Origin of the sequence: Peribacillus deserti (assembly GCF_002863585.1) — a bacterium.
In the GTDB taxonomy this organism is placed as follows: Bacteria; Bacillota; Bacilli; order Bacillales; family DSM-1321; genus Paraperibacillus; species Paraperibacillus deserti_A.
Genome location: NZ_PGUY01000036.1, coordinates 1 through 12,331 on the forward strand (window position 1 = coordinate 1; position 12,331 = coordinate 12,331).

At 41.0% G+C, this 12,331-nt stretch carries 17 protein-coding genes; all 17 read left to right on the plus strand.

Features of this window, described 5'->3' with window-relative positions; genetic code table 11:
* The first annotated feature begins 698 nt into the window (after positions 1-698).
* Positions 699-959: a gas vesicle protein GvpJ gene (gene gvpJ, locus CUU66_RS11560; RefSeq protein WP_101642268.1), complete on the plus strand. Its 261-nt coding sequence runs from the start codon at positions 699-701 to the stop codon at positions 957-959.
* A gap of 68 nt (positions 960-1,027) precedes the next feature.
* Positions 1,028-1,600 carry a gas vesicle protein GvpP gene (locus CUU66_RS11565; protein ID WP_257967972.1) on the plus strand — a complete coding sequence of 191 codons (573 nt, stop codon included), beginning with the start codon at positions 1,028-1,030 and terminating at the stop codon, positions 1,598-1,600.
* A gap of 28 nt (positions 1,601-1,628) precedes the next feature.
* Positions 1,629-2,096, plus strand: coding sequence for a gas vesicle protein GvpQ (gene gvpQ, locus CUU66_RS11570; protein ID WP_101642270.1), 468 nt, complete (start codon positions 1,629-1,631; stop codon positions 2,094-2,096).
* Positions 2,097-2,122: 26 nt separating this feature from the next.
* Positions 2,123-2,383, plus strand: a complete 261-nt coding sequence (gene gvpA, locus CUU66_RS11575; protein WP_101642272.1) for a gas vesicle structural protein GvpA — start codon at positions 2,123-2,125, stop codon at positions 2,381-2,383.
* Between the two features lie 157 nt (positions 2,384-2,540).
* Positions 2,541-2,807 carry a gas vesicle protein GvpO gene (gene gvpO, locus CUU66_RS11580; RefSeq protein WP_101642274.1) on the plus strand — a complete coding sequence of 89 codons (267 nt, stop codon included), beginning with the start codon at positions 2,541-2,543 and terminating at the stop codon, positions 2,805-2,807.
* Between the two features lie 24 nt (positions 2,808-2,831).
* Positions 2,832-3,746 carry a gas vesicle protein GvpN gene (gene gvpN, locus CUU66_RS11585; RefSeq protein ID WP_257967973.1) on the plus strand — a complete coding sequence of 305 codons (915 nt, stop codon included), beginning with the start codon at positions 2,832-2,834 and terminating at the stop codon, positions 3,744-3,746.
* A 21-nt stretch (positions 3,747-3,767) separates the two neighbouring features.
* Positions 3,768-4,544 (plus strand): GvpL/GvpF family gas vesicle protein, encoded by a 777-nt coding sequence (locus CUU66_RS11590; RefSeq protein WP_101642276.1) that lies wholly within the window; start codon positions 3,768-3,770, stop codon positions 4,542-4,544.
* A complete protein-coding gene (locus CUU66_RS11595) occupies positions 4,534-4,794 on the plus strand; it encodes a gas vesicle protein GvpG (protein ID WP_101642278.1) in 261 nt (86 codons plus the stop codon). Before CUU66_RS11590 ends, CUU66_RS11595 begins: the two co-directional genes overlap by 11 nt.
* 7 nt (positions 4,795-4,801) lie before the next feature.
* Complete coding sequence (locus tag CUU66_RS11600) at positions 4,802-5,611, plus strand: GvpL/GvpF family gas vesicle protein (protein WP_101642280.1); 810 nt, start codon at positions 4,802-4,804, stop codon at positions 5,609-5,611.
* A 10-nt stretch (positions 5,612-5,621) separates the two neighbouring features.
* Positions 5,622-5,897: a gas vesicle protein gene (locus tag CUU66_RS11605; RefSeq protein WP_101642282.1), complete on the plus strand. Its 276-nt coding sequence runs from the start codon at positions 5,622-5,624 to the stop codon at positions 5,895-5,897.
* Positions 5,863-6,147 (plus strand): gas vesicle protein K, encoded by a 285-nt coding sequence (locus tag CUU66_RS11610; RefSeq protein ID WP_050183853.1) that lies wholly within the window; start codon positions 5,863-5,865, stop codon positions 6,145-6,147. Before CUU66_RS11605 ends, CUU66_RS11610 begins: the two co-directional genes overlap by 35 nt.
* 27 nt (positions 6,148-6,174) lie before the next feature.
* Entirely contained in the window at positions 6,175-6,507 is a 333-nt protein-coding gene (gvpJ, locus tag CUU66_RS11615) for a gas vesicle protein (protein ID WP_101642285.1), read from the plus strand.
* 15 nt (positions 6,508-6,522) lie between these two features.
* Positions 6,523-8,430 carry a YtxH domain-containing protein gene (gvpT, locus tag CUU66_RS11620; protein ID WP_101642287.1) on the plus strand — a complete coding sequence of 636 codons (1,908 nt, stop codon included), beginning with the start codon at positions 6,523-6,525 and terminating at the stop codon, positions 8,428-8,430.
* A 2-nt stretch (positions 8,431-8,432) separates the two neighbouring features.
* Complete coding sequence (gene gvpU, locus CUU66_RS11625; protein ID WP_101642289.1) at positions 8,433-8,831, plus strand: gas vesicle accessory protein GvpU; 399 nt, start codon at positions 8,433-8,435, stop codon at positions 8,829-8,831.
* Positions 8,832-9,298: 467 nt separating this feature from the next.
* A complete protein-coding gene (locus CUU66_RS11630) occupies positions 9,299-11,332 on the plus strand; it encodes a Na+/H+ antiporter (RefSeq protein ID WP_101642291.1) in 2,034 nt (677 codons plus the stop codon).
* 45 nt (positions 11,333-11,377) lie between these two features.
* The gene (locus CUU66_RS11635; RefSeq protein ID WP_101642293.1) at positions 11,378-11,569 is read left to right on the plus strand and encodes a hypothetical protein; all 192 of its coding nucleotides are present in this window, start codon (positions 11,378-11,380) and stop codon (positions 11,567-11,569) included.
* 96 nt (positions 11,570-11,665) lie between these two features.
* Positions 11,666-12,241, plus strand: a complete 576-nt coding sequence (locus tag CUU66_RS11640) for a TetR/AcrR family transcriptional regulator (protein ID WP_101642295.1) — start codon at positions 11,666-11,668, stop codon at positions 12,239-12,241.
* The last annotated feature ends 90 nt before the right edge of the window (positions 12,242-12,331 follow it).

A 12,331-nucleotide genomic window follows, 5' to 3' on the forward strand; every position in this document is an offset into this window, starting at 1 on the left:
GGCTAACGCACGATGCACAGGATGTGCGAGCCAGGCGGGGCCACAGGACGTGGCCGTTCAAGCGTGGTAAGGGCGACTAAGCTTCTGTCTTCGCTATCGCTTGCCAATCAGCAAGTCTTCTTTATCAGGTGTCTGCTTTTCTTTTAGTGTCTTGCCTCTACTTTAATAAAGATCATCATTCAGCTTTTGGATGGAACTTTTCTTGAAAAGCACCGTCCTCCGCTTTTCGAGCAGGTGAGACCCCACAGGCGAAGCCGAGGAGGCTCAGCGCCCGCCCCTAAGGTCCGCGAGCATCCTCACGTTCCAATCAACCTCCTTGTTCAAAAACAACAAAGTTTGCGAAAAAAGCCTTTCATTTTTATAAATCTGAGCTTTTTTAGAATATAGTGTTTGACCAATAAAATTACAGATTACACCTAACAAGGATGAACATGGGATATATACATGTTCTTTTTTTCTTACATTTAAAAAGTAATCTGTATGTAATAAATGAAAATAAAGCCTTGAAAACATTGAAGCTGCCGCTTTTCTTATATTACTAAAAAGGAAAGGTATGATATTCCTGCATAAAATTGGTGTTTATGGTTAAGAAGTCCTCGTTTAGTGAGAGCTAGAGAAGGTATATAGAGACTAAACCCGCTTAAATTGTTCGTCCAAGTTGCCTCGCTGTATATCAAATTGTGAGAGGAGACAAAGACATGAGTGTTCAAAAAAGTACAGATAGTTCTAGTCTTGCAGAAGTAATTGACAGGATTCTGGATAAGGGGATTGTAATTGATGCCTTTGTAAGGGTCTCGCTCGTAGGGATTGAAATTCTTACCGTCGAAGCCCGCGTCGTAATCGCCAGTGTCGATACATGGCTCAGGTACGCGGAGGCTGTCGGGTTATTAAGTGATGAAGTTCAAGATGAAGGTCTTATGAATAGAAAACAATCTGCTGATGCGCAATTCAGTACGTAAATGATATGAAAAAAACTTAAAGCTAAGAAATACGAAAATAAATAGAACTAAGAAAGAGGTAATCGTTCATGGAAACACAAGAATTGCAAAACAAAGAAGTAAGTAACAGTAATGAATCAAGTAAGAATCAGACCGACACAAGCCAGTCTCAAAGCGGGAATCAGGGCGGAACAAATCAAGCTCAAAATGAAAAACAAAGCGAAACAATTCAAGCCCAAAATGAAAATCAAAAGCAATCTCAGAGTGAGAATCAATCAAATGAGAAAAAGGGCAATCCTTCATTGAATCTGGCGCTCCTGGGCGGAGTGATCGGTGCCGGGATTGGTCTGCTTGCCAACCAGGGAACTGGGAAGAAAGTATTGAAAAACTTAGGTGAATCCGAATTCATGAAGGTCGCCGGCCAAGAATTTCGAAAAACGGCACAGGAACTATTGGCGGGCCAAGCCCAAAGCAGTGTGAAACAGCTGGCTTCAGGTTATTTAAGCAAAATTGAAGAAGGTCTTCTGTCTCCTAAAAAGGGTAAAGGCAGCGGTGAAAATCAGCCATCTGATTACAAAGAAATCAAGGAAGAAAACAAACAGTTGAATGACCGACTTCAAAAAATTGAACAAATGCTGGGCGATCTGGCTGGATCTAAATAATACCGCTGCCCTTAAAGGGGGTGCCTGAATGGACAAACGTGTGAAAAAAGCGGCGGGGAAAGCCGCTAAGAAAGTAATCGACCATGCTCCTGAGCCTGTGAAGGAAAAAGTGAAAGAAGTAGTAGTGGAAAAAGCGAAAGAAAAAATCGTGGAGCATGTACAGGATAAAGCCCATGAATTTACGGAAAATCTGGAACATGCCAGAGACGGGTTCGCTGATAAAGTGCATGAAAAAGCGGGGGAAGCAAAGGAAAAAACCCAGGATGTCCTGCTGACAGCCCGGGAAAAACTGGGGAAAGTGGTTGAAGCCGGGGAGGATTTTCAGAAGAAAATTTCTTCCGGACAAAATCATGATGATGATCGAAAAGTAAAAGGAGTCAAACATATTAAAGGCATCAGCCAAGTAAAGACATCTAAGGATATCAAGGGTGCTACCAAGATCAAAAGCGCCGAGAAAATTAAATCAAGCAATGATATTAAGACGATAAGCTCTTAACCAGCAGATGAAAGGAGAAGGTAAGAATGGCACTACAAAAGAGTACAGACAGTTCAAGTCTAGCAGAAGTAATTGACCGTATTTTAGATAAAGGAATTGTAATCGACGCATTTGTAAGAGTATCCGTTGTAGGTATTGAGATTTTAACAGTTGAAGCAAGAGTAGTTATTGCAAGTGTTGATACATGGCTGCGCTATGCCGAGGCGGTTGGACTGCTTCGTGATGGAGTAGAGGAAAACGGGCTTCCGGCTCAATCAAATGAACGTAATGCACGCTTTAGTATTTAGTGTGAAATCCTATTCTTGGTTTTGCACTGTATTGAATGAAGCGAAAAAGAGAGTGCCTGCAGCGGAATTCAACAGGCATTTTAACAGAGCTAAGTAAAAGGCAGGCGAGGATTCACTAAGGATCCTGGCTTGCCGTGATTTTTAGCGGGAGGCCACTATGGAAATTAAAAAGATTCTTGGAAATGTTACAGAATTCTTCAATGAATTTGTAGCTCCAGTCCATAAAATCACCTCTGTAGAAGAAAGTGATCAAAATGGCTGGAAGCTTACGGTCGAAGTCATTGAAGAAAAGGAATATATGAAAAAGTATGCAAAAGATGAAATGCTCGGTGTTTATGATGTGTTCCTAAACGATGAGAAGGAAATAACATCCTATAAAAGACGGGATATCCGTTACAGAAGTTCACTTAATCAAGATGTGTAGGACGTGGGAGTAGGAGGAAAAAGAGTGACGGTCTTAAATAAAAAGATCCATAACAATGCAAAAGCCATGGTACAGGATGAAAAAACAGAAGACTTACTTTCCCGCTCATTACAATACTTGAAAGCTGGCTATCCTATCCATTTTACAGGCCCGTCTGGAACAGGGAAAACATCCCTGGCCCTCGCTCTTGCGAAAAGAAGAAAAAAACCAGTCATGCTCATACACGGTAATCATGAATTAAACAATAAAGACCTAATTGGTGATTTCACCGGATATACGAGTAAAAAAGTGGTCGATAACTATGTTCGTTCTGTTTACAAAAGAGACGAAAGTGTGACAGAGACTTGGAGGGACGGGCGTCTCCTAGAGGCAGTGAAGAATGGATACACTCTCATTTACGATGAGTTTACCCGGTCACGGCCAACCACCAATAATATCTTTTTATCCATATTAGAAGAAGGAATCCTCCCATTATACGGAACAAAAATGACTGAACCTTTTGTCCGTGTACATCCTGACTTTGCCGTGATTTTTACCAGCAACCCAGAAGAATACGCAGGAGTCTATCAAACTCAGGATGCACTGCTTGATCGGCTTATCACGATATTCATCGACCATAAAGACCTTGATCGTGAGGCAGCCATCGTTTCAGAAAAAGTAGATATCACTAAGAAAGACGCCAGAGCCATCACTGCCCTGATCGCAGAACTGCGGAAAGAATGCAAGACAGACAGCGGTCCGAGTCTGCGGGCATCGTTGATGATTGCCAAGCTGGCAAAAGAAATGGATGTTCCGATCGATGGTTCAGACCCAGCTTTTCAGCGTCTCTGCAAGGATATATTAGGACATCAAATAAGCCGGTGCATTGAAAATGATGATCCGCTTAAACAAGCGGAAGCATTGATTATCGATGCATGTAAAAATATGAAGGTAACCTAAGAAATAAAGGAGCGTTTTACAATGAGCCAGGAAGAGTCTATGGGGATTTATATTTTTTGCGGAATCCAGACAGAAACCGATGAATCCTTCGATACCGTTGAAATTGAAGGAGAAACAAAAGAACTGTTTACAGTCCGGTATAGGGATGCTGCCATTGTAGCGGCAGAAGTCCCGATGAAAATTTATCATCCGAATAAGGAAAACCTATTAATGCACCAAAATGCAGTTGCTAATGTCATGAAGAAAAACGACACCGTCATTCCAGTCAGCTTTGGAAATGTATTTCAATCAAAAGAAGATGTGGGTGTACTTTTGGAAAACTTATACCCGCAGTTTGAAAAGCTATTCCCGGAAATCAAAGGCAAGATTGAACTGGGCTTAAAAGTGATTGGAAAAAAAGAATATCTGGAGTCACAAATCAACGAGAATTCAAAAATTGATAGAATGGCGAAATCCGTTAAAGGAAAATCCGAAGCGGCGAGCTACTATGAGAGAATCCAGCTGGGCGGAGCAGCTCAAAAAATCATTACGTCCCTGCAGCAAGAAGTCAAGAGTGAAGTGAGTGCTCCCTTAGCAGAATTAGCTGAAGCTTCTAAAATAAATGATCCTATTGGGGAGAAGATGCTGCTGAATGCAGCTTTCCTGGTGGACCGGGACAAAGAAGCGGAGTTTGATCAAAAGGTAAACGAAATTCATGAAGAATGGAAGGATAAGGTTGACTTCAACTATAGCGGTCCTTGGCCCGCCTATAATTTCATTAATATCAGATTGAAAGTTGAAGATCCCGATGCTTCATAAATTAGTTTCGGCACCTATTAATCTAGTTATAAAAATTGGAGAAAAGGTGAAAGAAGAAGCTGATAAAGAGCTGTACGACCTTCCGACCATTCAGCAAAAACTGATTCAGCTGCAAATGATGTATGAGCTCGATGAAATTCCGGAAGAAGCTTATAAAGCAAAGGAAGAAGAACTGCTGATCCGGTACGAAACAGCGAAACGCTTGGAAATTGAACAATGGGAACAGATGACAAAAAAGAAGGAAGGATAGCAGGAAGATGGACGGTCTTATTTATTTGTATGGATTAATTCCAGCGCATGAATCAAGGGAACGAACACTTCCATCCTTAAAGGGCTTCGATGGCAGAGGTGAGATATATACGATCCCAATAGGCAGTATAACAGCCCTAGTTTGTAACCTTGATCCCCATGAGTATTCAGAAGACAGTATAAAAGATAAAACAAATAACGATATGGAATGGCTGCAGGAAAAAGCATTTCATCACCATGAAACAGTATTAAAGCTTTCAAAAATGTACACGATTATACCCTTGAAATTTTGCACATTGTATATGAATCAAACAAGCTTGGAAAAAACAGTCAGGGATCACGAAGCGAAAATGATGGATACGTTCGAATTATTAACTGGAAATGAAGAATGGAATCTAAAAATTTATTGTGATGATGAGCTCTTAAAAACAAAAGTGAGCCAGAACAATCCAGTTTTAGAAGCGAAAAGAGCGGAAATTAGTGAATTGCCAAAGGGTAAGCAATTTTTCGAAAAGAAAAAGTTAGATAAGTTACTAGAATCAGAACTTGAAGAAGAAAAAAACAAAGTCAGTGAAAAAATTCATGAGCATCTAAAAGAATTTGCTCTGAAAGGCAATGTTAAGAAAACCTGGGGCAGCAATGTGACAGGAAGAAAAGACGATATGACCTGGAATGGTGTCTATCTAATAGGTGATTCCAAGGTAGAGGAATTCCTGGGACAAATCCAGCAATATGAAAAGGATATGAAAGAAACAGGATGGCGGTTTGAGGCGTCAGGGCCGTGGCCAGCCTATCATTTTTCGAGCTTTTCAAAGTGAGGACGATTATATGTCACTTAGAGAAACGGTAGAAAACAAGGATATCGCGTTAATTGATATTTTGGATGTCATCCTTGATAAGGGTGTCGCAATAAAAGCGGATTTAGTGATTTCTATTGCAGGCGTCGATTTAGTTTATTTAGATCTGCGATTACTGATAGCTTCCGTAGAATCTCTCGTTCAAGCCCAGGCGGGTGGGCGAAAAACGATTTCGTCAGACCAATTTGATAGACAGAGGGAGGAGCTGATCCATGCAACCGGCCAGCCAGACAAATGGAAAAATTAATTTAGATCCAGACAATGCAGAACACGGACTCGCACAGTTAGTGTTAACAGTCATCGAATTGTTAAGGCAGATTGTGGAGAGACATGCCATCAGGCGTGTTGAAGGCGGGACCCTTACAGACGAGCAGATTGAAAATCTAGGCGAGGCATTAATGAACTTGGAAGAAAAAATGGAAGAATTAAAAGAAATTTTTGGTCTGGATGCCGATGACTTGAACATTGATCTTGGTCCTTTAGGAAGCTTACTTTAATTCAAAATACTAAAGGTGGAATTCAAAATGGCAATCGAACACAATATGCAGTCCAGTACGATTGTGGATGTATTAGAGAAAATATTAGATAAAGGTGTAGTTATTGCGGGTGATATCACAGTGGGAATTGCTGATGTGGAACTGCTGACGATTAAGATACGCCTGATAGTTGCCTCAATTGATAAGGCAAAGGAAATTGGGATGGACTGGTGGGAGAATGATCCCTATCTTTCTTCTAAAGCATCGGATAAAAATACAAAGGCTTTGGAGGAAGAAAATAAAAAGCTTCAGGAAAGGCTTGAAGCACTCGAAAAAAGCATGTCAAATAACCGTTTAAATTCAACTGAATTCAACTACTAATAGGAGGTCTTTACAATGGAAAAAGCAAAAGAAATGGAAAAACAAAATCAGGATAAGAAAACAGAAAGCAGCACGAACGGCAGTACGCTCATCCGTTCAATCGCAGGAGGTTTGATCGGTGCCGCAGTGGGTTATGCAGCAACACCTGAGAATGGGAAAAAGCTTGTAGAAGGTATGAGCGGGGAAAAATTAAAAAGCACAGGGGCTTCATTAGGTAAAGCAGTCAAGGATAAGTCGATGAAAGCGGTCGATTCTATTAAACAATCAGCCGGCAAGATCTTTGACAAGAAAGAAGATGTGGATATCGAAGGGTATTCAAATGAACAGGATTCAAAAGGGGAAAATGAAACCAGCGTTCAGTCTTCAGTTGGAAATGCAAAAGAATCTTCTGGTAATGAAGATGTTAACAGCCGATTAGACCGTTTGGAGGAAATGCTGACAAAGCTGATTCAAACAAAGAGCGGTGAAAGTAAAGGCCAGGATCAAGAAGAATCTAATCAAGCCTCCTCCTCCAATGAGTTTAAAAAAGACGAGTCCAGATCTAAAAAGGAAGATGAGTCACAATCAGAAGGCCAGGAGAACAATGCATCAGGGTCATTTTTGCAGGGTCCTTTGAGTAATCAAGATTCACAATCTCCAGAAGGCGATGAATCAAAGGCGTCTGGCAGACAGGAAGATAGGGAGGACAAGCCATCTCAATCAGAAGGCCAGGAGAATGGTGAAGATACAAAGGCAAAAGATAGCAGCCAGGGAGATAATGAGGACTCGGAGACACAAGAAGGAAATACAAGTTCAGAGCAGTCCCAAACAGCCGGAGATGAAGTCAGTGAAGACGCAAAAGCTGAATCCGGCAGTCAAGAGGAATCTAAAGATGAACAATCAGAGCAAGCCGAAGAAACGCCAAACAAAGAATACAAGTCCCTAAAAGAAGAAAATGAAAGGCTTCAGGACCGCTTAGGCAAAATCGAAGAGCTCTTATCCAATTTAGCTCAGGAAAAAAACGGCCAGAGCCAGGATTCCAATCAGTCTGACGGAACGGAAAAAGAGGATAACGCACAAAATTCTCAAAAAAAAAACGGGTTAAATCCTAACGGAGAGGAACAAGGCTCAACAGATGATCAGGATGATACCGAAGAGTCTGTAAAGCCGGAAGGTCAAACGGACAATGACGCGGGAGATTCAGAGGATGATGAGAAGGAAGATCCGCAGGCTAAGGCTAATGGTGGGGATACTGAAGAAGAAACAGAAACCCAGGAAGATAGTAATCAGGAAGCTTCAGATAAAGATCAAGAGGTAAAGAATCCAGTGGAAATTCAGGGTGACAGCCAGGAGAATGATGGAGCAGAAGGCCAGAAAGAAAGTGAAGAGTCTGATGCTGAGGAAGACAATGAAGAAAAGAATAGTGGCAAGCTAAAAAATCAATCAGAAGACCAGGCAGACAGCCAGGAGAATGACAGCAGCGATGGCCAGAAAGAAAGTGAAGAGGCTGATACTGAGGAAGACAATGAAGAAACAGATAGTGAAGAGGTAAAGGAGCAGGCAAACGATCAGGAAGACAGCAAGGAAAATAAAGGCGACTCAGATAATCAAGACCCTGATGAAGAGACTCAAGATGGGAACAGCGAACAGGACGATTCTGAAGACCTAGAGGAAAGTGAAGAGGAAGAGACTGAAGGGAAGGATAAAGAGGCAAAGGGTAAGAAGCAAAACCAAGATAGCGGGAAGAAGAAAAGTAAGGGCAAAGACCAAACTGAAAACAATTCAGTAAATGATCAAGCTGATAAGAGTAAAAAAAGCAATTCAGATAAAAAAGGGGTAAAGTCCAAAAAGTCTGATCAGGCAGAGAAGGTAGATTTCTATAATGTTCTTAACGATGATCAGGACACCTATCTGCTACTAAACGAAATAAAAAAGGAGACCTGATGATGAGTTCTGGCATAATGAAAGACAATATACTTGAATTCTTTGTCCAAGCGGCCAATAAGCATGATTTCTCCTTGGATATCACTTTAAACGTTAAAGGTTCAGTTATTACTGGAACGATGATATCTGCCAAGGAGTATTTCAATACGATGAGTGAAACGTTCGAAGACGGAAATGAAATTGCACAAGCATTAAGCGAACAGCTTGGGCGTGCCGGAGAGGCGGCTCAAAACAATGACGATTCCGAAGCCTATTTTCTCCATATGAAGGATACCAAGGTATACGTCGGTGATAGCAAGCCTACCCCGTCCAAGGGGAAAATACTCTGGCGGGGCAAATTAAATGAAATAGATGGGTTCTTTTTAGGGAGAATATACGATAGCAGCGAAAATGAAACATAGTAGTGAACGGAGTCCATCCTGCAAATTCTTCAATAGAATACATTCATATTTTCCTGGCTGTTCCTAATTTTTTCTGGGAAGAGTCCTGTTTTTCCATTAGCTGCGCCTGCAAGTCAGAATAGTCTGGGTACAATAGGTGCTCAGGCTATTTAAGCTGCGGTTCAAGTGATGCATGAGAAAATGTCTCAATATTGGAACTCAGGAAAATAGGGAATGAATGTTGCTTACTTACCCGTAAATCGAAAACCTGAGATAATCTCCCCCGATATCCTTACGGCTATGGAGTAAGTCCAGCTAAAAAAGCCTATTGGGGCTTTGAAGGCAGGATCCAACCCTCACACAGCCGCAGTGCGTACAATAAGGATAGTCCTCTGTCCTTTGTTATACTTAGAACTATATAGGCAAACTATGGTTGTGTTAAGTGAAATTGGAGAAAATAGAACAGTACTTCTGGGGGGAGAGCTTAAATGGATTTATTGATGACCGTATTATTGCTGCTTATATGTTTACTACTATCCAATATCATCAGCCATTATATTCCATCCATTCCTAATGCGTTAATCCAGATCGCTTTTGGAATTATAGCGGCCATTGTATTTAAGGATATATCAATTGAAATTGAAACAGAATGGTTTTTGCTGTTGTTTGTGGCTCCGCTTTTATACAACGATGGGAGGCATTTCCCACGTGAAGAATTATGGAAAATGAGGGCTCCTATATTTGGAAACGCTATTATCCTTGTTTTATTAACAACAGTAGGCGGAGGATATTTTATTAATTGGCTCATACCTGATATTCCTTTGGCAGCGGCATTTGCTCTGGCAGCGATTCTATCGCCTACGGACCCGGTAGCTGTAAACGGGATTGTTAAACGTATACGTATTCCAGAAAAAGTTCTTCATCTCGTCAGAGGGGAATCTCTAATCAATGACGCATCAGGTTTAGTAGCATTTAACTACGCAGTAGCAGCGGTAGTGACGGGATATTTCTCATTAAAAGAAGCCATCTTTGATTTTACATATATGTTTTTAGCGGGTGCCTTATTGGGTCTTATTCTTGGGCTTTTGATCACATGGATACGATTTACCCTTCGTAAACAGGGAATTACTGATGTTACCTTTCACTCATTGCTGCGAATTATGACGCCATTTGTTATTTTTATGATTACGGAAGAGCTCTTGCATGCTTCTGGTGTCATTGCTGTAGTGGTAGCCGGAATCGTCCATGCATTAATAAAAGAACGTACTGAAACCATCATTGCGGAAGAACAGGTGCTGACCGAAAACATATGGTCGATTGTCTTGTTTATCTTAAATGGAATTGTCTTCCTTCTGTTGGGAGTGAACATTCCTACGTCCATGGCCGAGACAGTGAAAAACCCTCATATTGGAAACTGGCTGGCTATTGGATACGTGATTGCCATTGGAGTGGCTATATTGGGGATCCGCTTTATTTGGTCTTATTTCTTTTCCTATTATGAATATCGCAATAAACAAGAGCAAGCTGCCATGAAGCCAACTATGAAGAATATGCTGGTCATTAGTTTAACGGGTGTCCGCGGTGCAGTTACAATGGCGGGGGTTTTGTCGATTCCATTCCTTGTAAGAAATGGCGGTGCATTTCCCGAGCGTTCCTTAATCCTCTTTTTAGCTGCTGGAGTTATTCTTTTTACTTTAATCGCTGCGACTGTCTTTCTGCCCCTTCTCAGCGAAGAATCAGCAGAAGGCGATACATTAAATCTGATCGGTGTGAACGAAGCCAAGCAAAGGCTGTTGTTATCCGCGATTAAGAAACTTCGTTTGGAAATGAATGAGGAGAACGAACCTGCGGCTTATGAACTTATTACTGAATACAAGACGAGGTTTCAGCAAATTCAACCTGAACTGAATCCGAGCGATCAGGACACCAGTCAATACCTGCAGAAAATGAAAGAGATCCGATTGTTGGCGTTAAAGGTGGAAAGAAAATATATCCACGCTCAAATGCACAAAGGGGTGTTGGATGAAGACATGTTTGAATCATTCGAACGGTCTCTTGATTACCGGGAAGAGGCTCTGTCATATAATGTCCAATCAGGATTCCTGTATCTTATAGGGAAAATGATGAGAGGATGGAGACGTTATAGAGGCCATATTCCTGAGGACAGGGAAACCAGAATAGCGAAATTTGGGATGGGCCGGGAAATTCAGTTAAAAGCATTGCAAACGGCTCTTAAGAGCTTAAAGGAATATGAAGCGGAACACCAGCGTAGAGCCAAAATGGTTCATACAGTTATTTTAGATTATAAAAGAATGATCAATCGGTTAAGAAGGCCGACTATAACATACAATGAAAAAAAGGAAGAACAAAAAGAAGAACTGCGGCTTAAAGTCATGGATGTAGAGCGATCGGAAATTCGCAGACTGTATGAATCTGGAGATATAAACAGAGACATGGCCAAAGAATTGAGAAGGTTTGTGAATTACCACGAGAGTGTGGCTTTATACGAATACGTTGAATAGTGAAAAGCATTGGATAGAAATTGTAACAAGAATGGAGCCCCTTATATGAAGTACATCAAATCGCAGATGCAGCATCTGATCAAAGACAATAGAGACTTACAAAGGCGGCTGAAAGAGATCATGAAGGAGCACAAGCTTGAGAAAGATTTTGCTCTAAAGGCTCTGTATCACTCTGAGGTTGCATCAGGCGGCAAATATCAGACAGCTTATCAGGCGCTTGACCCGGATAAAAAATAGTTTATTACCAATGGATCTGGTTCTCCGAACGAAAAGAAATGCCTTGCCCTTTTTTCCACCTTAAGGTTTCTTTATAATAGGGATGGGGTGAAGCGTATGGCACGGGAACGAAAGTTTTCCACCAATGATTTATTTGCAGCGGTAAAGCATATTTTAATTCAGCATGGCTACGAAGGATTCACTTTTAGTCTTTTGTCAGAAAGGCTTGAGGTTTCTAGGGGCGCTATATATAAATACTATCAAAATAAAGAGAATTTAATAACCGATTTTATGGTCCGCGAAATGCAGCTGTTTATAGCTGACCTGCAAAAAATTGAAGAACAAACAGGATTTGAGTCCCAATTCGATTTTCTTCTGGATATAATTTTTAAGAAAAAAGAAGTACATCAGCTCATCGGTGTGGCTCAGCACATTTTAGCCAGTCCAAATGAAGAAATTTATGAGAATAAAGAGAAGTTAAAGAAAATCCCGCTGGAAATGTATCAATCTTTACAAGGTTTTATAAGACTTGGAAAAATAGAGGGAAAAGTAAAGCCTCATCTTCCCGACAGCCTTCTCCTGGGTATGATTCTTCAAACAATCGCAATCCCGAATCACTTTAGAATTCCAGAGGCAGAGTGGGTCGGCTCCATAAAGGAAATCATCAGCCAGGGAATGTTTACGAAGTCATAATTGACACAAATGTCACTTTTGCATAATAATAAAAGTGGCAGATGTGCCAATTATTTTTTGTTTAAAGTGACATATGTGTTACTTTGGTGA